Consider the following 20187-nt stretch of genomic DNA (forward strand, 5'->3'; position numbering starts at 1 on the left):
AGAATGGGATCGGAGCTTTATTTTTTTTCGTTTATAAACTCATAGTATAACGCTTTAGATAAAAAAGAGTCTCTTTGATGGCTCTGAATTTCACCCTCTCTTGGGTCATGTACAAATAGGACGTTTAAATCGTTTTGTAAAAAGTACGCTCTGCGAGTCTCATCGTTAAAGTTTAAATTGCTCAGGAATCGGGGTTCCACTCCTTTGTTTACCGAAATATTGTAGGTTGTAATCAGATTTCCCCAATTGACAAAACTGCATAAAAGAACTGTGCCATAAAAATACCAAACCATCTGATTGAAAAGATAGGCATTCGTTTTTTGTTTTATTATTTTTAAAAACGCATAAACCAATCCGATAATCGCCAGTATCAAAAAGGCGTATACTCCTAATCTTTTATAAGTCAATCCAAAGAAGGAAACATATTCTGAGTTTTTAATAATGGTGCTGACGATTAATATTCCGTTTAAAATAATCCATAATTTGGCTAAGCGTTTTAGATTTGTTGCTTTTTCATCAAAATTAAATCCACCTTTAAAATAAAATAAGATCACACCAACAGCCATAAGTATAGAAAAAATAACCGAATTTACGCGCTCATGTGTGTCGGCGCTTAGTTGTGTTGTTTTTACTACTTCAAAAAACTGTTCATAATTGTAGGCTCCTATAAAAATCAATAACAACACATTTAAAAGTAGTAAAGTAATTTCCCCGCTTTTACGTTCAAACTCTAAATCCAGAAAGGAAAAGGTATTTTGATTTTCAATTTCAATTGTGGTATCAAAATCATTATCTAATATGGAATTCTTTTTGTAACAGATCTCCGGTACCCAATAATTCCAGAAAGAAAAAGAAATGTAAAAGCCTAAACAAGCAATCACAATAAGGTGTAAAATATCAATGTCTAACTTATAATCGGTAAACAAAGCCGAAAAATGATCGCTTCCGAAAGAATATACCACAAAGAATAGCACTAGGAAAATGGCTGGAATCAGAACATAAGCGATTAGTTTTTTGGCTAAATTATTACTGACTTTTCGTTGTGGAAGCCATTGGCTAAACATAAGAACTCTACCCAACGAGGCAAAGCCATTCAGGAATATCAGCGGAAAAATCTGAATCATTTTTAGTTCGGTTTCCTGCGTTTTGAACTGCAGAAAAAGGACAGACAATACTAAGGCTAAAAAAGAAACAAAATCACCATACCACGCAAAAGCAATGCAGGATAGCACCGATGTGATCACTAAAACCAAATGAGAACGATCTACAAACCGATCCTGAAAACAATACGAAATCAGACCCGTTAAGACCATACCAAAAATAGCGAGATTAACGCCTAGGGCCTCGTTGTAAAAAAGCAGTATAAATAGCATACTGCTGACTAAGATAAAATGGATTTTTTTCATGATTAAAGATTTTAAAAGTACTTTGTATTTCAAAGTAATTAGATAAAAAAATAGAGTTATTAGAATTTCATTAATTTTTCGAGGCTATTCAAATGTTCTTTAAAAGCGGCACGCCCCAGATCAGTAACGCTATAGGATGTTTTAGGCTTCTTGCCTACGAATTCTTTTTTAATTTCAATGTATTGTGCTTTTTCAAGGGCAGCAGAATGACTTGCTAAATTACCATCGGTGATGTTCAAAAGCGTCTTCATTTCGGTGAAATCAATCCACTCGTTTACAATCAGAATAGACATTATACCTAATCTGACACGACTTTCGAAATCTTTATTTAATTTATCAATGATTCCCATTGGTTTATTTGTATTTTCTGAACATGACTAATCCGTATATAATATGCAAAATACCAAATCCTAAAATCCAAAAAATCAAACCGTATCCTAGGTAAAACAAAGAGACAAATCCTAAAACTAATTCGCAAAAGCCCAAATATTTCACATCCGAAAAAGTATATTTTTCAGCATTTACAAGAGCCAGACCGTAGAAAATTAAAGTGGTTGGTGCGATTAACACATATATTTCATGATAGAGTAGTGCTAGACAAAAAATCCCTCCGGCCAGTAACGGAACGGCTAAATTAAACAGCAAATTTTTGCTGGCTGTTGTCCAGATTGGCAAATTGTGCTTTTTGCTCTTGCGAAGCGTAAAAAACACCCCAAACGTCAAGGCCGACATTAATATTGCTAAACCGATAACAATTAGTTCTGAAACCAGATTAAAGGAATACAATCGGTCTCCATCGTCAAAAGTATCCAGACCGTTAGCTTTAAGCAATTGATAAACATACAATCCTCCAATTAAAGCGGAAAGCCCTGCAAAAACTCCTGAGAGGCCGCTTAAGGATATAAATCTTGAAGAACGCTCCATCATGGAACGAATATGCGATAAATCTTCTTGGTGCTTCTGATTCATAATTAAAGTACTTTGTACTGCAAAGTTATATTTTATTCTGAAATGACAAACATTTATTTCATTTTTTTTAGTTGCAATTAAAAACAACAAAGCCCGTTCCGTAGAACAGGCTTTGTTTATTGCAATTTTAGGATATATCGTTTTCTAATTCTTTAAAACCATCTTTTTCTTTTGAACAAAAAGACGCCAAAAACAGAGAGAATAATGGATACAAAAAGGAGGATCCAAATACCGTACTGACTTTCTTCCAAACCGTTCGGAACGTTCATTCCGTACAAACTGGCGATTAAAGTTGGGATCATTAGAATAATCGAAATAGAAGTCATCTGTTTCATAATATTATTCATATTGTTGGAAATTACGGAAGCATAGGCATCCATCATTCCGGTAAGAATGTTGCTGTAAATATTAGCCGTATCTTGTGCCTGGCTCAATTCGATTTCAACATCTTCCAATAAATCCAAATCATAATGGGCTTTTTGAGCTTTTAAATTTCTGATGCGATGAAACAAAACATCATTTCCTTTTAAAGAAGTAATAAAAAACACCAAACATTTTTCTATCTGAAGCAAGGCTTGCAGTTCTTCGTTTTTTATAGATTTCTCTAAATTATCTTCTGCCAGCTTTATTTTCTGATTGATTTGTTTCAGATACTTTAAATACCAAATACTGGAAGACAATAATAGCCTTAGTACCAAGTCAAAATTATCTTTTATCTCAATGTTTTTTCTTTGGGTGTAAACGACGAAATCTGACATGATTTCTGTTTCATAAAAGCTGATGGTAACGCAGATGTCTTCTTTGAAAATTAATCCGACCGGAACAGTCTGAAAAGGTAACTTTACATCATTGCTTTTTATGGGAACACGCAGAATAAACAAAGTCCAGCCATCCTCGGCTTCCATGCGGGGTCTTTCGTCAATGTCTTCAATATCATTGTAAAAGGCTTCGGGGATTTGGAGCTCTTCTAATAAGTATTTTTTTTCTTCGAGGGTTGGAGATTCAATGCTAATCCAGCAATTCGGAATCCATTCTTTGATTTCGATTAATCCGTTGTTATTATTTTTGTAAAAGGCTTTCATTTCAAAATACAGGGTTTTATCATAGCATTTTGAAAGAATTCAAAAGCTATTTTCAGTTTAACACTAACGAATAATAATCGTCCATTGGAGAAGTTTTTTTTAAGTGTTGCAAAAGTATCCTTTATTTTTAAAACCCGAAACTTTAAACTATTAATTATATATTAAAATAAAGAAGCCCATCAAATGATGGGCTTCCATATAGTCTAAAGATTGGAATTTAGAATTTCAAGACTTGGAATTTGGAATTTCAAAAATTTGGAATTTCATTTCTTAGTAGTCTCCCTTTTTCTTAAACCTAGGATCATGTTCTGAGATGAACTCTGTTCTGCGTTTTGGAGCTTCAGCTTTTGGTAAACTCGCTTCTTCCGTTTTACTGGAGGGTTCGATTAAGTGATTGAGTTCTTTAATCTCATCATCCGTAAGATCACGGTAGCGACCAACAGGAATATCCAATGAAATATTGATAATTCGGATTCGTTTTAGTGCCGTTACATCATAACCTAAATACTCCGTCATTCTTCGAATCTGACGATTCAAACCTTGTGTCAGTATAATTTTGAAAGTGTATTTGCTGATCTGCTCTACCTTACATTTTCGGGTAACGGTATCCAAAATCGGAACACCATTTCCCATGCGTTGTATAAAACGATCCGTAATCGGTTTGTTTACCGTTACCGTATATTCTTTTTCGTGATTGTTTCGAGCACGTAAAATTTTATTTACGATATCACCGTCATTCGTCATAAAGATCAATCCCTCACTGGCTTTATCCAATCTTCCGATAGGAAAAATACGTTTAGGGTAATTGATATAATCGACAATATTATTTCTAACTTCCAGATTAGTCGTACATTCAATTCCAACAGGTTTGTTGAAAGCCAGATAGACCAATTTTTCGTGTTTCTCCACGATTAACTTTCCGTCGATGCGTACTTCATCGTGCGGAGAAACTTTTGTCCCCATTTCAGGTACAACTCCATTTATAGTTACACGCCCTTCTTCGATAAGTTTATCGGCTTCACGACGGGAACAATAACCGGTTTCCCCAATAAATTTATTAAGACGTTTTAAATTCTCTTCCATATTGCAAAAGTAGTCAAAATTACCGGAAAGAGAAAAAGAGACTACTGGGGAATGTAAATTCTAATATTTTGAAATTTCAAGTTTCAAGTTTCAGGTTTCAGGTTTCAGGTTTTTGGTATGCAGGAAATTGGTCAGGATTTAGGGCAGTTTTTTTTTTGCTTTAGAAACCTTTGTTTCTTTGCTACTTTGAAATTTTACTCAGTGATTGTGAAATTTAAAACTGTCTTTTGGTGCTTCTTTGCGGTCGAACATTCCGTAATCGCGACTCACATTGGCAATTCGCAAATGATACTCCTTGAAGATCTCTTCGCGTCCTTTTGTTTGTGCAAATCTGTGCATTTCAAGATTTCGCCATTGTAAAATACTTTCCTCATCTTTCCAGAAAGACAAAGACAGGACTTTATCGGGATCATTAAAACTCTGAAAGCGTTCTATAGAGATAAAGCCTTCTATAGCATCCAATTCGGGTCTTAATTTTGCTGCAATGTCAAGGTATGCTTCTTTTTTCCCTTCGTTGGGAATGACTTCAAAAATTACTGCTATCATGTTGTTGTTGTTGTTTAAATTATAAAAGTGAAATCCAAATTGCTTTCGGCAGTCGGGCGTTGATCATAGGTTCGTATTCGATTTCATTTCCTGAAATCGAAATGTTTTTATAGTTGTCGACTAAGTAATACAAAGTTTCGGTTGCAATAGTAACGGAGAAATGTTTCGCCAGGCACATATGTCCGCCCGTTCCAAAAGTCAAATGGTCGTGATTATTATTTCTTTCGGTGTCAAAATCCATAGCATTTGTAAAGTGATTGGGGTCACGGTTTGCTGCGGCAAGAACAAGCAATAGGGAATCATTTTTTTTAATGGTGCTGTTATTTAATTGAATATCTTTAGAAGCAATGCGTCTGGTGTTGTGAATGGGCGGGTCAAATCTTAAGGTTTCCACAACCATTTTTTGGATCCAAATTTTATCAGCTTTGTCTTTAGAAAAATTTTCTTTTGAAAGTAGTTGTAGCAAGGAATTGCTCAAAAGACCGCTGCCGGCATCATAACTTTGGATAAATAATCCGATTAGATTACTTATGCAGATCGAAAATATTTCCGTTTGGGAGATAGGGTGCAAGTTTGAAATTTTACGGATCAAAGTTTCATGAAACGGAAGCGTTACAAAATGTCTTTCTGTGATGGAATAGATTTCTTCCGCAACTTTGTTGATTTCTTCGATAGTTTCAGTTGTTTTATGGGGTTGCATTATTTTCACGAGCTGCGCTATTTTTTTACAGATGAAGTCGGAATCTTTTTCATTGAAATTAAAACTTTTTAAAACCGTTAAGACAGGTAACTTTTTGCAAACCAAATCAACCCAGTTTATTTGGTTTTGAATTAATCTTTCGGGTAACAGTTCTTCTAAAATTGTATGGATCCCTACTGTTTTTAGATGTGAAAAAAGAACAACGGCAGTTTCTTTTGCTATTTCGTGTTGAATACCGTTTGATAATCGCGCCAGATTCTCAATGATTGTGGTCGCAGATTTATTGAGTTTGCTGTTTGCAGTTAAGACTGGAATAGTTGCAGCCGTATTGTTTAATAGTTCAACACAGACTGCATAAGAATAAATAGCCCAGATTTTATTTGTTTCATCCCAATAAACAGGCTGCTCTTTTGTCATTTTTTGATAAAAAGAATACGGATTTTCGACTTCGGATTGTAGAAATATAGCTGACATGTTGTATTTGTTTTTGACAAAGTTATTTAACTTTACAAGGCAATACTTCAGTGTATATTTAACTATGATTACATAAAATGGAAGATCAATTTATAAAGGTTGCTTCGTTACTTGGAGATCCAACCAGAGCAGTCATTATGTGGGCCTTGCTCGATGGTAAAGCATTTACGGCAACAGAGCTGGCTATTGCGGCTAATACATCGCCACAAAATATAAGCATGCATTTGGCTAAACTTTTAGATGCTGGCTTACTCTGTGTCGAAAAACAAGGGCGTCATAAATATTACAGATTCTCCAATAAAGAAGTTGCTTATGCGATTGAAGCAATGGCAAGTTTGATTCCGCCGGTAATGCTGGAAAAGAAGAATTCCGAAAAACATTCGCCCATCAAACATTGCAGGACTTGTTACGATCATTTAGCTGGAAAAATAGGGGTTGCAGTTGCCGAAAGCTTAGTAGAACAAAGTATTCTTTTGGATTCTGAGACTAAACTGGAAGTGACTTTAAAAGGGGTAAAGTGGTTTTCTGATTTTGGAATTAATATTGAAGAGATAAAAAAACAAAGGCGATTATTCCTGAAGCCCTGTTTAGACTGGAGTGAAAGAAAAAATCATATTGCCGGTTCACTCGGTGCATCCTTACTGGATAAAATGATTGCCGATGACTGGTTAAGAAGAACAAAGGATTCACGAGCCATACAAATTACCGGAAAAGGAGAAAAAGAACTTTTTAGGTATTTTAAAATTGTTGTTTGAGTGTGAAATGTAAAGAGTAAAAAGTGAAATGTATAATGGGAGACGAAGATTTTAGTCTCAGTGAGCTGCCTCTGAACCCCTCTAACTATTAACCTTTACTCAGAAAACAAAAACGCAATCACTTTCTGATACAATTCATCATCATGCATGCCGTGACCTAAGCCTTTGGTTTCAATAAACTGGCTGTTTTTCCAGTTGCTTGCGATTTTTTTTCCTTCTTCAAAAGCAACTACTTTATCTGCGGTGTCGTGCGCGATTAATCCGGGAATGTTGAATTGTGAAGCAAATTTCTGTCCTGAAAAATCTTCCATTTTAAAATTAAACCGATCAATAAAACGGCTTTCTAAAAGAGAAAATGTTTTAGTATTCAGACTTAACATCGAAATATAATTGTCTATCAAAACTTTTAAGTCTGATGGTGCTCCCAGAATCACCATTTTATTGATGCTCGTATCGGGAAACAAATATTGATGATAAACGCAGGCAGCGCCACCAATAGAATGACCTATAATTAGGGTAGGCTGATATTTTTCTACCGCTTTGTTAATGAATTCGGCATAAAGCGGAATATTAAATTCTTTACCGCTACTTTGTCCGTGAGCGGGAGCATCAATCGCAATAATGGTACTTCCGGATTTCTGAAGATGAGGTAATGTTTTTTTCCAGCGTGAAGCATTACTTTCCCAACCGTGAACGAGTAAGATTTTCGTTTCGTTACCCTTCCAGACATACGTCTGAAAATGATGTTCATTGTGATGAAACGTCTCTTTTTCTGTGTTTTGTAATACTTTAGGGAGTTTGTTCTTGTCTAATCGGCCCACTCGCGGCTGGCTGAATAGGGCGTAAGAAAGTGCGACTGCTTTTTTCGGGCGAACATAACTCAGGAAGTTAATGTAGGATCCGACCGATTTTAATGTAATAAAACGAATTCCTTTTTTAATGGTCAAAACTTAATTTTTTATAAAGATAAAAATTGGATCTTAAACAGATTAAAAAAAATGCCACAGATTTCAGGAAAATATCTTTAGGGCTTTGATAAATAAGTTGTTTTGGATTGTTTTGCCACGAATTGCACGAATTGCCACGAATTATTTTTTTGCCACTGATTAAAAAGATTCTCACAGATTATTTAATCATTTTAATCCTTTAATCTGTGGCTATTTTTTTTTGCCCATAAGCCTTTGAAGTTAGGAACTCTTTGTAAGCTGCAACGAAAAATAAGGGTAAAAAAAAGTCCCGATTAGATCGGGACTAGTATTTAGAATTTAGAGAACAATTGTTCCATTTTTTCTTTTTCTTCTTCAGCTAATGCGCTGTCAACCAAAATTCTTCCTGAATGCTCATCAGTGATGATTTTCTTTCTGGAAGCAATCTCTACCTGAGTTTGTGGCGGAATAGTAAAGAATGATCCTGCAGATGCTCCTCTTTCGATTGATACAACCGCTAAACCATTACGAACACTAGTTCTGATTCTGGTATAAGCTGCTAATAGTCTTTCTTCAATTTGAGAAGAATACTCAGCAGATTTCTCTGTTAAGAAGATTTCTTCTTTTTGAGTTTCTGACATAATAGCATCCAGTTCTGATTTTTTATGTTTTAAATGAGAACTTTTTGCGTCAAGTTTTTCTTTTAAATTAGAAATAACTTCTTTTTTATGTTCGATAGAAGCTTTCATTTCTTTGATTTGCTTTTCAGCCAATTGAATTTCCAATTCTTGAAATTCAACCTCTTTAGTCAAAGAATTAAATTCTCTGTTATTACGAACTGATTCTTGTTGTTTTGTGTATTTTTTGATAACCTCTTTGTGCTCATCAATGGCAATTTTCTTCCCTTTGATTTGCTCCTCAACCACTTCAAGTTCTCCCTTCAGTTTCTCTGAACGAGTGCTCAAACCTGCAACTTCATCTTCTAAATCTTCCACTTCTAGAGGAAGTTCTCCTCTTACGTTTCTGATTTCGTCAATTCTAGAGTCAATAAGCTGTAAATCGTATATTGCTCTTAACTTGTCCTCAACACTTAATTCTTTCGTATTCGCCATATTCTATAAGTACTTAACTGGATTTGTATTTTCTTCTGATAAAATGATGGCAAAATTAAGGATTTTTTTTCGAAGATAATCAACAATATAGTTTTTTGTATAGCGTTCGCTCTCAAAATGACCAATATCTGCCAAAAGTAATCGATTTTCGGCTTCGTAAAATTGATGGTACTTTAAATCGGCAGTCAAAAAAGCATCTGCTCCGGCCGAAATGGCATTTTTTATCGCAAAACTACCTGAGCCACCCAAAACGGCTATTTTCTTTACTTTTTTTCCTAAAAAGGCGGAATGACGAATACCATCGGCAATCATTTTATCTTTTACGAAATGCAGAAAATCATTCTCGTTCATTTCGGTCTCCAATTCACCAATCATTCCTAAACCAATTTGCTGATGTGAGTTTTGTAAATCATAAATTTCATAAGCTACCTCTTCGTAAATATGATGGGCAAAAAGGGCTTTTAAAATTTTAGATTGCAAATGTTTTTCAAATGTAACCTCTATTTTTACTTCTTCCGTTTCAGTGTGTTCATTTCGTACTCCAATTACGGGATTACTGTTCTCATTTCCTTTGTATGTTCCGATTCCGTTAGAGTTAAAACTGCAGTCGTCATAGTTGCCAATTCTTCCGGCACCGGCTTTAAATAAGGCTGTTCTAACTTTATCTGCGTTAGAAGGAACGGTATAGGTTACTAATTTCTGAATGAAATTTTGCTTCGGAATCAAAACTTTGGTGTTGAGCAATCCTAAAGCATCACAGAAAATTTTATTGACACCTTGGGAATGATTGTCGAGTGCGGTGTGGACGGCATAAATCGCAATGTCATTTTTAATCGCTTTTAAGATCGCGCGCTCCACATAATTTTTGCCGGTAATTTTTTTAATGCCCGAAAATAATATGGGATGAAAACAAACAACCAAATTGCATTTTTTTGCAAGAGCTTCGTCAATGACAGTTTCTAGTGCATCATGGCAAACTAAGACTCCAGTAGTTATGCTATCAGCATCACCGACTAAGAGTCCTACATTATCAAAATCTTCCGCATAGGCTAATGGAGCCATTTCTTCAAGAACCGCAATTATTTCTTTTAGTTTCATTTTTTTGTTTGAAGTTTCAGGTTTCAGGTCTCAAGTTTCAAGTTTCAGGTTTTTGGGGTGCTGAAAAAGGAAAGCTGAGACAGATTACCACAAATTAACGAAAAAAATTATACTTTCGTAAAATGAATGTACTTCGAAAACTACTTTTTCCGTTTGCGATTTTATACGGATTGATTACTACGATTCGTAATTTTCTTTTTGATAAAGGGATCCTGAAATCTACCTCGTTTGATCTGCCGGTTATAGCGGTTGGAAATTTGAGCGTTGGCGGAACCGGAAAAACACCTCAGATCGAATACCTTATTCGGTTGTTGGTGGATATTTACAAAATAGCAACTTTGAGTCGTGGGTACAAACGACAATCTGAAGGTTTTGTTTTGGCAGATGCTACATCAAATGCTGCTGTTTTAGGCGATGAACCTTTTCAGTTTTTTCAGAAATTTCCAAATGTTCAGGTAGCTGTTGATGCGAACAGAACGAACGGTATCACACAATTGCTTTCGCAAACAACAAAACCGGAAGTTATTTTGTTGGATGATGCTTATCAACACCGAAAAGTAAAAGCCGGATTTTATATTTTATTAACGGCTTTTGATGATTTGTACGCAGATGATTTTATGTTGCCAACCGGAAATTTAAGAGAAAGCAGAAGTGGTGCAGATCGTGCAAATATTGTTATTGTAACAAAATGTCCTAAGGATTTATCGGTTGAAAAACAAAATGAAATCCAGGCAAAATTAAAATTATCCGCCTCCCAGCAATTGTATTTTACTTTTATAGCATACGATGATTTTATTTATAGCAAGAATGAGAAAATTGCCGTAAAAGAGATTGAGGATGAACCAAAACTACTTTTGGCCGGAATCGCAAAACCGACTTCCTTTTTTAATTATTTGAAAAATGAAAAGGATGAATGTCTGACTTTTCCGGATCATCATCATTTTTCAGAGTCCGATTTGGAAATGATTCAGAACAAAGCTCAAGGAAAAAAAATCATTACAACAGAGAAAGACTACGTTCGCCTGAAAGACTCGAAATTGGTTTCGCAGTTGTATTACCTGCCGATAAAAAGCACGTTTATTAGTAAGCACCAAAATTTTGATACTGCGATTTTAGCGTATGTAAAAGGAGACGTTTGATTTCAGCGTTTAAGGAATCAATCAAAAAAGCGGGCAATTATACTGTAAAACTCGTCCGGAACAAAAGGTTTTGTGATAACATCATTCATGCCATAAGACAATAACATGTCTCTGTTTTCGTCTAGCGAAATAGCGGTTAGAGCAATAATTGGTGTTATTTTGTCAAATTCTCTGATTTGTTTTGTGGCCGTTGTTCCGTTGATTCCCGGTAAGTGAACATCCATTAAAATCATATCGAATCGTTTTACTTTTAAAAGTTCAACTGCATCTTCGCCATTATCGACTATCTCGCATATGATCGCTTTATTCTCCAGCATTTTTCGGGTAATCATCTGATTGATTTTGTTGTCTTCAATCAGTAAAATCGATTTGTGTTTCAATTGTTTGTCGTTGTATGGTTTTGATTCTTCTTTGACCTCGAGAGGTTCATTGTTGATTTTAAAGTTTAATTTGAAGGTAAAAGTAGAGCCTTTGCCAACTTCACTTTTTAATTTGATTTCGCCGCCCAACAACTCAATTAATTTTTTTACGATGGTAAGTCCAAGGCCGGTTCCGCCGTATTTTCGGTTTACTTCTACAGAGGCCTGAGAAAAGCTTTCAAAAACGGTTTGCAGTTTGTCTTCAGGGATTCCGATTCCAGTGTCGACAATTTCAAAATAAACGGTGGCATTTTCTTCTTCAATAGCATATAATTTGGCAATTACATTTACATGTCCGTTTTGAGTGAATTTTAACGCGTTGTTGATCAGGTTAAGTATGATCTGAGATAATTTGGTAGGGTCACCAATTAAATTATCGGGAATTGCTTCGTCCATTTCAAGGTTGAAGTAATTTTTGTTAGCCGTTGCGAGCTCTTTTAAGGAGCTTTGAATGTTGAATAACAACTCTTTCAGATGGAAAGAAATATGTTCGACTTCTACTTTTGTGGAGTCAATTTTGTTGATTTCAAGAATCTCGTTGATAAAAGTGGTCAGGTAGTTTCCGGAGAATTTTAAAGACTCGAGGTACTTTAGCTGGTTCTTTTTAGGGCTGTCTTCGAGCAATAAATGCGTAATACCGTTGATTGCATTTAAGGGAGTCCGGAGTTCATGACTAACAGTTGACAAAAATTCTGATCTGGCTTTTGATGCTTTCTCTGCTTTGTTTTTAGCCAGAATGAGTTCTTTGTTTTTCTCTCTCAAAAGTAAATTATTCTGATTTCGAATAATGTTGTTTTTATAAAGAGCCAGACTCAAAAGAGATAAAATCGAAATTAAGGCAATCGCCAAGATGCTTACGAGTTTGGAGTATCGATACGTTTTTAATTGAATTTTCTCCTCGTTCTCTCGCTTTAAAGTAGTGCTGACAGACTGGCTGTGTTTGAATTTTTTAAACTGATTGGAGTCTAATTTGGCACTTTTTATTTTTAAAAGAGAGTTCTCGATCTGGTAGTATTCATCCAGATAGGAGTAAGCAAGGTCAAAATGTTTGTTTCTTTTGTAGTACTGACTTATGGCCAGAATTATTTTTGATTTTTGAACCAGATCATTGGTTTTGGCGTTTATTTCTAAAGCCTTGTCGAAATGAATGATAGCAGAATCATTTTGTTTCAGCTGCGTTTCAATTAATCCCAGTTGATAATACGCGTCAGTTTTAGTTTTTAAATTGGGCTTGTTGTCCGGTTTTTTGACTATTTTTTGAAAAGTTTCTATCGCTAAAGGAAAGTTGTTGCTGGCCTTAAACGCGATTGCTTTTTCGTAGTGCAAAATTTCAGCTTTGTCAACAATATTTAATTTCTTTAAAAGAGAATCTGCTTTTTTATAATAAATTTCAGCGAGCTGATAATTGCCTTTTGCTACATTGGTTATGCCTATGTAGTGTAGTGCCAGCGCTTTGGTACAGGTTGGTTTTGCTTTATCAAACAAAGAAACACTTTTGTAAAAGTTTTTTAAAGCTTCATTATAATTTCTTTGGTTGTAGTAAATTTTGCCAAGCTTAAAAGTCTGATTGGCCAAATTATCAGGAAAGTTGTTTGTAGCACAAAAATCAATTGATTTCTGTGTAAAAAAAACAGCCTGATCGAATTTTTTGTTTTGAAGATTGGCGTTGGCTAACTTATTATAATAGAAAGCACTATCTGTATTCTGTTCCACTTGAGAATACAAAAACAGACTAAAAAAACTAATAAGAATTAAAAGATAATGTTTCATGTATCGCAATGCTTCTTACAATGAATCTTATGTTTTTTTCATCAGTAAAATCAAATCAATCAATCGTGATGAATAGCCAATTTCATTATCGTACCAACCCACAACTTTTACCATTTTGTCAATAACGGAGGTTAGTTGCGCGTCAAACAGACACGAATTTGTGTTACCAATCACATCAACCGATACAATCGGATCTTCTGTGTAATCTAATATTCCTTTTAAATTTGTATTTGAGGCTTTTTCAAAAGCGGTGTTGATTTCTTCGATCGTTACGGCACGTTGCACATTAAATGTGATATCAGTTAATGAACCATCCGGAACGGGTACTCGAATTCCACAACCCCCTATTTTTTCATGCAATTTAGGGAAAATTTTTGTTAAAGCTTTAGCTGCACCCGTAGTTGTTGGAACAATTGACTGACTGGCACCTCTCGCACGGCGTAAATCCTTATGTGGTTGGTCGTGAAGACTCTGATCAGTAGTGTAAGAATGTATTGTTGTAATGTATGCCTGCTCAATACCGCATAGTTCTTCAATGATTTTAATCATCGGAGCAGCGTTATTTGTTGTGCAACTTGCATTCGAAACTATCGTTTCATTACCGTCCAGTATATGTTCGTTTACTCCAAGTACAACCGTTTTTATAGTGTCAACTTCAGAAGGAGCAGAAAGAATCACCTTTTTGGCTCCAACTTCAATATGTTTGTTTAAATCTTCATGGGTCTTATACTTTCCTGTTGATTCGATTACAAAATCAATAGAATGACTTTCCCAGTCTAAATTTGAAATACTTTTTTCATGAAAAAATAAAAAATGCTTTCCATCAACAATAATCCCTTTTTCATCATGACTTACTTTAAAAGGCAAGACACCATGTATACTGTCGTATTTGATCAGATGAGACATTGTTTTGTTATCTGCAATGTCATTTATAGCAACGACTTCAATTTCTGAGTGGTTTAAAAGTAAACGAAATAAATTTCTTCCAATTCTTCCAAAACCGTTAATAGCAATTCTTGTTTTCAAGCGATTTAGTATTCAGTTAGTCCTTTTATCGGATCAAAATAAGCAATCGAATAGAAGGATAAATTTTATAAAATATGTTTTTGTGCTTTGTAGGAAGAACGAACTAAAGGCCCACTCTCCACATGACGGAAACCTAATTCAAGGCCAAATTTTTCGTATTTAGCAAATTGATCCGGTGTTATGAATTCTTTTACGGGCAAATGTTTCTTGCTTGGTTGCAGGTATTGACCAATAGTCACTACATCTACATTTGCATTACGTAAATCGCTCATCGTCTGGAATACTTCTTCTTCCGTTTCACCAAGACCCAGCATAATTCCGGATTTAGTTCTGTTGATTCCTTTTTCTTTCAGGTAACGCAATACTTCAAGGCTACGATCGTATTTAGCCTGAATACGCACCTCACGTGTCAAACGGCGTACCGTCTCCACATTATGTGAAACTACTTCAGGATTGGCTTCAACAATTCGGTCGATGTTTCTTTCGATTCCCTGGAAATCCGGAATTAAGGTTTCAAGAGTGGTATTTGGGTTCATTCTACGAATTGCTTTTACCGTTTCAATCCAGATGATAGAACCACCATCTTTTAAATCATCTCGGTCAACACTGGTAATTACCGCATGTTTGATGTTCATGATTTTTATAGATCGGGCTACTTTTTCAGGTTCATCCCAATCGACAGTTTCCGGTCTTCCGGTTTTTACACCGCAAAATCCGCAAGAACGCGTACAAACATTTCCAAGAATCATAAAAGTTGCTGTTCCTTCACCCCAACATTCTCCCATATTTGGGCAGCTTCCTGAGGTACAAATAGTATTTAAACTATACTTGTCTACCAAACCACGAAGCTCTGTATATTTTTGTCCAATTGGAAGTTTTACTTTTAACCATTTCGGTTTTCCAGTTGGTATATTTTCAATGACTGTTTCCATAAATCAAAATTCAAAGCACAAAGATACGGAATGTAGTTTATTTGGAGATTCGTTTACCGGTTAATTTGCTGTTGATATCTATTAACTGATGGTATGGCTTTTGCGTATAATTTTGTGTTACTGTTAAAATTATGATTTCATTCGGTAATTATGATTTATTTATTTGATTTTTGATTTGTTTATGGATTGAATTCAAAGAATTATGATATCTGTTTGATTTTTACCCGTATAAAATTTATATCTTTAATTGTTAAAAAATTAACCGAAAAGAAATAAAATAGTATTTCGTTAGTAGTACATTTGATGTTAAATTGTAATAGTATAAAAACATGAAAAAGAAATTTATTGTATTGGGAGTTTTGTTTGCCACTTTTGGTTTTACTAGAATGAATGCGCAAATTAGTTTTGGAGATAAAGCCATTGGAGCTGTTCAAAAAGGAATCACAAGTTTTACTTTGAGTAATGCTGACGCTGCAAAATTGTCTAAAGAAGCGGTAGTTAAATTAGATGCAGAACACGAAATTGCAGGTCCAACGGATGGTTATACTTTGAGGTTGAATCGTGTTTTTGGAAAATATACTACCGGTGAAGGGTATACCTTAAATTATAAAGTATATAAAGTTAAAGAAGTAAATGCTTTTGCAACGGCAGACGGAAGTGTTCGTGTGTATTCCGGTTTAATGGATATTATGGATGATAATGAATTGCTTGCAGTAATTGGTCATGAAATTGGTCATGTTGCCAATAATGATTCAAGAGATGCAATGAGAGCAGCGTATCAAAAAGAAGCTTTGATTGATGGAGCTGCATCGCAATCAGCGACTATTACGTCAGTTACAGACAGTCAGCTGGGTAAAATCGGAAGCGCTATGATTGATAGTAAACATAGCAGAAAACAAGAAGCAGAAGCAGATTTGTTTTCGTACAATTTCATGAAGAAAAATGGATATAACGTGAATGCCGAAGAATCTGCATTCCGAATTCTGGCCAAAATGAGCGAAGGAGCTGAAGCTTCTTTTATCGATCAGATGATGAGTTCACATCCGGATTCTAAAAAGAGAGCGGATGATGCGAAAGCCAGAGCAGAAAAAGATGGTTTGTATAAAGCTTATGTACAACAGAAAATTGTAAACACAGCACCGTCTAAAAAAGCAACAACAACCAAAAAAACAACTAAAAAGAAGAAATAATTCTTGATTGTCGTAAAATAAAACCCGACAGGTTTCAAAAACCTGTCGGGTTTATTTTTTTATTAGATTAACCTAAAACGTGATGCGCTAATACTTTTTGAACTTCATATACGTTTACCGATTTGTTAAATTGTTTTACGATACTTGGTTGTAATTCGCTCGCCACCCAGATTTTTAATTCAGCGTCTAGGTCAAAAGTACCTGCTGTCTCGATACTGAATCTTGAAATGCTTTTGTAAGCAATTGATCTGTATTCGGTTTTGCTTCCTGTTATTCCTTGTTTGTCTACCAGAATTAATCTTTTGTTTGTAAAAATAAAAGTGTCTCTGATTAGTTTAAAACCCATTTCGATTTCCTCACGATCTGTTAGAAGCTGACCGTAATTTTTAACTAAATCCTCTTGACTAACGGTGCCTGCGTTACCAAGTAAAGCCGAAAATATTCCCATTTTTATTGTTTTTAATTTTTAATACAATTCTTTTATAAGCTGTAAATGTAGTTGATTTTGCTGATTTTATGAATTGGATTTTGACTTTGTGGAAATAGTTGTTATTGTGGAAGGAGGGGGGAGGTTTTTTTGTTTCAAGTTTCATGTTTCAAGTTTCATGTTTCAACTGAGACTGAGACTAGGACTGAGACTGAAACTGAGACTGAGACTCTGCATGAGAGTTTAACCGCGAAGTTCGCAAGGTTTTACGCAAGGGGCGCTTTTTTGCTTGTTAAATGTTGGGGCTGTTAAGTTTTTGAGCCGTAAGTAGGATGAAAAATGTGAACTGTAGAATGTGAACTGAGACTGAGACTGAAAACTGAGACTAAAAACTGAGACAGCACTTTAGGAGAAGGAACAAAAAAAACGGCTGCCTTTTTAAGACAGCCGTTTTTCTCGTTTGGTTATTCAGCTTCCGTTTTGATTGTTATTGGAAGGTTATATGCGGTGCGGACTGCTTTTCCGTTTAGGATTCCGGGAGTCCATTTTGTTTTTAGTGATTTTAGAACGCGAACAGCTTCTCTTCCCATTCCGTAACCAGGATCATTTTTTACCATGATATCTGTTAAAGAACCGTCTTTTTCAACTACAAAAGATACATAAACTCTTAACGTTCTTTCGGCGTCTAATTCCGGTCTTTGGAAATTGTTTCCAACGAACGTATAGAACTTAGCCATTCCTCCTGGGAATTCCGGCATTTTGTCTAATGCAGTTGCAAGCACTGGTTCATTAGTGTTGGGAACTGATGGAGTAACTCCTGTACCATTACCGGTTGACGGTAAAACGTTTGTAGTCGCAATTCCATTTCCTGTTGTATTTGTTACCACGGGAGCATTAACTGTATTTGGAGCTATTTCTTCAACAGCAGCCTGTGATGCCGCAACTACGACCGGATTTGTCAATTGAACTGCCTCTGTTACCTGTGTCGCGGCAGTTTGTTGTGTCGGAGGTGGTGGTGGAGGTGTTACTTCATGAGTCAGATCTACCTGTGTAACAACGAGCGGGTCGCTTATTGGTATATCAGTTGGTGTCGGGATTACATCTACTGTTTTAAATTTACTAATCAGCATAGAGGCAGTTCCTAACGAGGCTATAACCAATAATCCTCCGAATAAGGCTGTTATGGAGTTTTTAGCACTTTCTTGGCGCAATTGATACGCTCCGTATTCTTTGTTTTTGTTTTCGAAAACAAGATCGGTCCACTTGGTTTCATAGATGCTTAGTTTTGACATGTTTAATTGGATTTTAAGGTTAAGTAAAAATTACATCATAAGCAACGAAAATTTAATTTGGTTGTCATTAAAAACAAAAGAACTTTAGAGGGTTGATAATTCACTTTTTTAAGAAAAAATACATGGATATTTCATTCTTTACCGAAAGATAGTGAATTATCTTTTGCGTTCAATGATTTCTGCTAATAATTTTTTAGCGCGTAGTAATTTTACTTTTACGTTGCTTAAAGGCTCATCAATTTTGAGTGCAATCTCCTGATAACTCATTTCCTGAAAATAACGAAGCTGAATTACTTCCTGATAATGGGGTTTTAATTCTTTGATGCATTGTAGTAAGCGGGACAGGTTTTGCTCTTTAATTAAAGCATCTTCGGCAGACGGAGTGGTGTCAGCGATATTGTAAGCCTGTTGGTCCTCAGCATCAGTGATTTCTATAAAAAGATTGGTTTTCTTTTTGCGTAAAAGATCGATATAAACATTTTTTGCAATTGCAATTAACCAGGTGTTGAATTGAAATTCCGGATTGTAAGAAGCAATCTTGTCAAAAGCTTTTGAGAAGGTTTCAATAGTAATATCTTCGGCAGTGGTTTCGTTTTCTGTACGTTTTAGCATAAATCCGTACACTTCATTCCAATAAAAATCTAACAAAAAAGTAAAGGCGATCTGATCGCCTTTTTTTGCTTTTTCTATTTTAGAATTTATTTCCAATGTACGGGTTTTGAAAAGATATTAGTTATAAAGATATTAATTTGCGTGAATATAAGCATGATTTCTACAACAGGAAACCAGGCTCTAAGATCTTTTTCTTTCAATTTTGATGCCGAAAATCCAATTACAATCCACGCAATAGTGTAACGTGTCGCCAGCAAAGCCAATACAGCAATCCATTGAAATTGGAAAGCCAATAAAAGGATAACTAAGATAAAGAAAAATAATTGTGAGGTATAAAAAAGACCTAATTGAATTTTATCAAAAACTTTGTAATAATTTGCTGTAGCAACATGCCTTCTTTTTTGAGCAAACCATTCTCTATAAGTTTCTTTTGGTTTTGAGTAAGTGAAACTGTCAGGTGTGTAAGCGATGGCTGTGTTGTTTTTGTTTGCTGCCTGATTGACAAACAAATCATCATCACCGGAGCGAATTTGAATGTGTTCAATAAAACCATTTACATTAAAAAACTCTTCTTTTTTATAGGCAAGATTTCGCCCGACTCCCATATACGGAGCTCCGACTTTTGCCCACGATAAATACTGCATGGCAGTAAGAACAGTTTCGAAACGAATTACTTTATTTAACAGAGAACGTTCTATTTTATCATAACCTCCATATCCTAAAACAATAGTTCTGTTCATGGTAAATTGCGAGGTCATTGCTGTAATCCAGTCTTTAGATGCCGGATAACAATCAGCATCGGTAAACAGTAAGTATTCTTTTTTTGATGCTTTGATTCCTAAGGTCAGCGCATATTTTTTATTGCCCCAAAAGGCTTCATTGTTTTCTACTTTTACCAAACGAACGTTTGCGTATTGTTTCTCAAATTCTTCAAAAGCTTCGAGTGTTTCATCACTTGAGGCATCATCAATTAAAACAATTTCAAAATCCGGATAGTTTTGTTCCGCTAATAACGGAATGTATTTTTTTACATTTTCTTCTTCGTTTTTAGCACAAACAATTACGGAAACGGGAATATTTTTTGGCGTGATACTTTGTGGTTTACCAAAAGCGAATTTTCCAAAAATACCCAGATAATAAGAAAGTTGGATGACAACAATAGCAATAAAAAAGTAAAAAATGAATGTAAGCATCTGATTTTAATGTCTTTTGATTTTTGAATCTTGCGA

The 20187-nt window shown here is 35.2% G+C and carries 20 protein-coding genes; 3 read left to right on the forward strand and 17 right to left on the reverse strand.

Annotated elements, in window-relative coordinates; translation table 11 throughout:
• Window positions 1-17: 17 nt before the first annotated feature.
• The 7 genes from ACHRV5_RS14300 to ACHRV5_RS14330 form a co-directional block, all read right to left on the reverse strand.
• On the reverse strand, window positions 18-1406 hold the full coding sequence (locus tag ACHRV5_RS14300) for a DUF4173 domain-containing protein (protein ID WP_395427219.1): 1389 nt from the start codon (window positions 1404-1406) through the stop codon (window positions 18-20).
• A gap of 59 nt (window positions 1407-1465) precedes the next feature.
• A complete protein-coding gene (locus tag ACHRV5_RS14305; protein ID WP_047774117.1) occupies window positions 1466-1756 on the reverse strand; it encodes a transcriptional regulator in 291 nt (96 codons plus the stop codon).
• Window positions 1757-1760: 4 nt separating this feature from the next.
• Window positions 1761-2375 carry a hypothetical protein gene (locus tag ACHRV5_RS14310; RefSeq protein WP_395427220.1) on the reverse strand — a complete coding sequence of 205 codons (615 nt, stop codon included), beginning with the start codon at window positions 2373-2375 and terminating at the stop codon, window positions 1761-1763.
• A gap of 152 nt (window positions 2376-2527) precedes the next feature.
• On the reverse strand, window positions 2528-3457 hold the full coding sequence (locus tag ACHRV5_RS14315) for a magnesium transporter CorA family protein (protein WP_230003190.1): 930 nt from the start codon (window positions 3455-3457) through the stop codon (window positions 2528-2530).
• Between the two features lie 270 nt (window positions 3458-3727).
• On the reverse strand, window positions 3728-4540 hold the full coding sequence (gene rluF, locus ACHRV5_RS14320) for a 23S rRNA pseudouridine(2604) synthase RluF (protein ID WP_047774461.1): 813 nt from the start codon (window positions 4538-4540) through the stop codon (window positions 3728-3730).
• Between the two features lie 198 nt (window positions 4541-4738).
• Complete coding sequence (locus ACHRV5_RS14325; RefSeq protein ID WP_395427221.1) at window positions 4739-5086, reverse strand: antibiotic biosynthesis monooxygenase family protein; 348 nt, start codon at window positions 5084-5086, stop codon at window positions 4739-4741.
• Between the two features lie 19 nt (window positions 5087-5105).
• Window positions 5106-6260 (reverse strand): cytochrome P450, encoded by a 1155-nt coding sequence (locus ACHRV5_RS14330; RefSeq protein WP_395427222.1) that lies wholly within the window; start codon window positions 6258-6260, stop codon window positions 5106-5108.
• 77 nt (window positions 6261-6337) lie between these two features.
• Here ACHRV5_RS14330 and ACHRV5_RS14335 point away from each other — a divergent pair, with 77 nt between their 5' ends.
• Window positions 6338-7015 carry an ArsR/SmtB family transcription factor gene (locus ACHRV5_RS14335; protein ID WP_395427223.1) on the forward strand — a complete coding sequence of 226 codons (678 nt, stop codon included), beginning with the start codon at window positions 6338-6340 and terminating at the stop codon, window positions 7013-7015.
• Between the two features lie 95 nt (window positions 7016-7110).
• Here ACHRV5_RS14335 and ACHRV5_RS14340 read toward each other — a convergent pair whose 3' ends face one another.
• The 3 genes from ACHRV5_RS14340 to ACHRV5_RS14350 all read right to left on the reverse strand — a co-directional run bounded on the left by ACHRV5_RS14340 (window position 7111) and on the right by ACHRV5_RS14350 (window position 10151).
• Window positions 7111-7962, reverse strand: a complete 852-nt coding sequence (locus ACHRV5_RS14340) for an alpha/beta fold hydrolase (RefSeq protein WP_395427224.1) — start codon at window positions 7960-7962, stop codon at window positions 7111-7113.
• A 311-nt stretch (window positions 7963-8273) separates the two neighbouring features.
• A complete protein-coding gene (locus ACHRV5_RS14345; protein WP_047774104.1) occupies window positions 8274-9053 on the reverse strand; it encodes a zinc ribbon domain-containing protein in 780 nt (259 codons plus the stop codon).
• A gap of 3 nt (window positions 9054-9056) precedes the next feature.
• Window positions 9057-10151, reverse strand: a complete 1095-nt coding sequence (locus ACHRV5_RS14350; protein ID WP_395427225.1) for a Nif3-like dinuclear metal center hexameric protein — start codon at window positions 10149-10151, stop codon at window positions 9057-9059.
• A 122-nt stretch (window positions 10152-10273) separates the two neighbouring features.
• On the opposite strand from ACHRV5_RS14350, the gene lpxK reads away from it, so the two are divergent.
• On the forward strand, window positions 10274-11290 hold the full coding sequence (gene lpxK / locus ACHRV5_RS14355) for a tetraacyldisaccharide 4'-kinase (RefSeq protein WP_395427226.1): 1017 nt from the start codon (window positions 10274-10276) through the stop codon (window positions 11288-11290).
• Window positions 11291-11307: 17 nt separating this feature from the next.
• Here the strand turns inward: lpxK and ACHRV5_RS14360 are convergent, their stop codons facing one another.
• The 3 genes from ACHRV5_RS14360 to lipA form a co-directional block, all read right to left on the reverse strand.
• Window positions 11308-13479: an ATP-binding protein gene (locus ACHRV5_RS14360; RefSeq protein WP_395427227.1), complete on the reverse strand. Its 2172-nt coding sequence runs from the start codon at window positions 13477-13479 to the stop codon at window positions 11308-11310.
• A gap of 27 nt (window positions 13480-13506) precedes the next feature.
• Window positions 13507-14505: a type I glyceraldehyde-3-phosphate dehydrogenase gene (gene gap / locus ACHRV5_RS14365; RefSeq protein ID WP_047774097.1), complete on the reverse strand. Its 999-nt coding sequence runs from the start codon at window positions 14503-14505 to the stop codon at window positions 13507-13509.
• A 65-nt stretch (window positions 14506-14570) separates the two neighbouring features.
• Window positions 14571-15437 (reverse strand): lipoyl synthase, encoded by an 867-nt coding sequence (gene lipA, locus ACHRV5_RS14370; protein ID WP_395427228.1) that lies wholly within the window; start codon window positions 15435-15437, stop codon window positions 14571-14573.
• Between the two features lie 329 nt (window positions 15438-15766).
• Here lipA and ACHRV5_RS14375 point away from each other — a divergent pair, with 329 nt between their 5' ends.
• Window positions 15767-16627 carry a M48 family metalloprotease gene (locus tag ACHRV5_RS14375; protein ID WP_047774093.1) on the forward strand — a complete coding sequence of 287 codons (861 nt, stop codon included), beginning with the start codon at window positions 15767-15769 and terminating at the stop codon, window positions 16625-16627.
• A 67-nt stretch (window positions 16628-16694) separates the two neighbouring features.
• Here ACHRV5_RS14375 and ACHRV5_RS14380 read toward each other — a convergent pair whose 3' ends face one another.
• From ACHRV5_RS14380 to ACHRV5_RS14395, 4 genes are all read right to left on the reverse strand, one after another.
• Window positions 16695-17075, reverse strand: coding sequence for a PH domain-containing protein (locus tag ACHRV5_RS14380; protein WP_047774091.1), 381 nt, complete (start codon window positions 17073-17075; stop codon window positions 16695-16697).
• A 443-nt stretch (window positions 17076-17518) separates the two neighbouring features.
• The gene (locus ACHRV5_RS14385; RefSeq protein WP_395427229.1) at window positions 17519-18346 is read right to left on the reverse strand and encodes an energy transducer TonB; all 828 of its coding nucleotides are present in this window, start codon (window positions 18344-18346) and stop codon (window positions 17519-17521) included.
• Between the two features lie 156 nt (window positions 18347-18502).
• A complete protein-coding gene (locus tag ACHRV5_RS14390) occupies window positions 18503-19054 on the reverse strand; it encodes an RNA polymerase sigma factor (RefSeq protein WP_047774088.1) in 552 nt (183 codons plus the stop codon).
• The gene (locus ACHRV5_RS14395; RefSeq protein WP_395427230.1) at window positions 19045-20151 is read right to left on the reverse strand and encodes a glycosyltransferase; all 1107 of its coding nucleotides are present in this window, start codon (window positions 20149-20151) and stop codon (window positions 19045-19047) included. Before ACHRV5_RS14395 ends, ACHRV5_RS14390 begins: the two co-directional genes overlap by 10 nt.
• Window positions 20152-20187 lie beyond the last annotated feature (36 nt).

The sequence above is a fragment of the Flavobacterium sp. FlaQc-52 genome (genome assembly GCF_044007495.1).
Lineage (GTDB): Bacteria > Bacteroidota > Bacteroidia > Flavobacteriales > Flavobacteriaceae > Flavobacterium > Flavobacterium cupriresistens.

Coding starts and splice junctions, on each gene's coding strand:
- ACHRV5_RS14310 (WP_395427220.1), bottom strand. CDS start 2,375: ATGAATCAGAAGCACCAAGAAGATTTATCGCATATTCGTTCCATGATG.
- ACHRV5_RS14305 (WP_047774117.1), bottom strand. CDS start 1,756: ATGGGAATCATTGATAAATTAAATAAAGATTTCGAAAGTCGTGTCAGA.
- ACHRV5_RS14335 (WP_395427223.1), top strand. CDS start 6,338: ATGGAAGATCAATTTATAAAGGTTGCTTCGTTACTTGGAGATCCAACC.
- ACHRV5_RS14315 (WP_230003190.1), bottom strand. CDS start 3,457: ATGAAAGCCTTTTACAAAAATAATAACAACGGATTAATCGAAATCAAA.
- ACHRV5_RS14300 (WP_395427219.1), bottom strand. CDS start 1,406: ATGAAAAAAATCCATTTTATCTTAGTCAGCAGTATGCTATTTATACTG.
- ACHRV5_RS14345 (WP_047774104.1), bottom strand. CDS start 9,053: ATGGCGAATACGAAAGAATTAAGTGTTGAGGACAAGTTAAGAGCAATA.
- ACHRV5_RS14385 (WP_395427229.1), bottom strand. CDS start 18,346: ATGTCAAAACTAAGCATCTATGAAACCAAGTGGACCGATCTTGTTTTC.
- lpxK (WP_395427226.1), top strand. CDS start 10,274: ATGAATGTACTTCGAAAACTACTTTTTCCGTTTGCGATTTTATACGGA.
- ACHRV5_RS14375 (WP_047774093.1), top strand. CDS start 15,767: ATGAAAAAGAAATTTATTGTATTGGGAGTTTTGTTTGCCACTTTTGGT.
- ACHRV5_RS14350 (WP_395427225.1), bottom strand. CDS start 10,151: ATGAAACTAAAAGAAATAATTGCGGTTCTTGAAGAAATGGCTCCATTA.
- ACHRV5_RS14360 (WP_395427227.1), bottom strand. CDS start 13,479: ATGAAACATTATCTTTTAATTCTTATTAGTTTTTTTAGTCTGTTTTTG.
- lipA (WP_395427228.1), bottom strand. CDS start 15,437: ATGGAAACAGTCATTGAAAATATACCAACTGGAAAACCGAAATGGTTA.
- rluF (WP_047774461.1), bottom strand. CDS start 4,540: ATGGAAGAGAATTTAAAACGTCTTAATAAATTTATTGGGGAAACCGGT.
- ACHRV5_RS14395 (WP_395427230.1), bottom strand. CDS start 20,151: ATGCTTACATTCATTTTTTACTTTTTTATTGCTATTGTTGTCATCCAA.
- ACHRV5_RS14380 (WP_047774091.1), bottom strand. CDS start 17,075: ATGGGAATATTTTCGGCTTTACTTGGTAACGCAGGCACCGTTAGTCAA.
- ACHRV5_RS14330 (WP_395427222.1), bottom strand. CDS start 6,260: ATGTCAGCTATATTTCTACAATCCGAAGTCGAAAATCCGTATTCTTTT.
- ACHRV5_RS14325 (WP_395427221.1), bottom strand. CDS start 5,086: ATGATAGCAGTAATTTTTGAAGTCATTCCCAACGAAGGGAAAAAAGAA.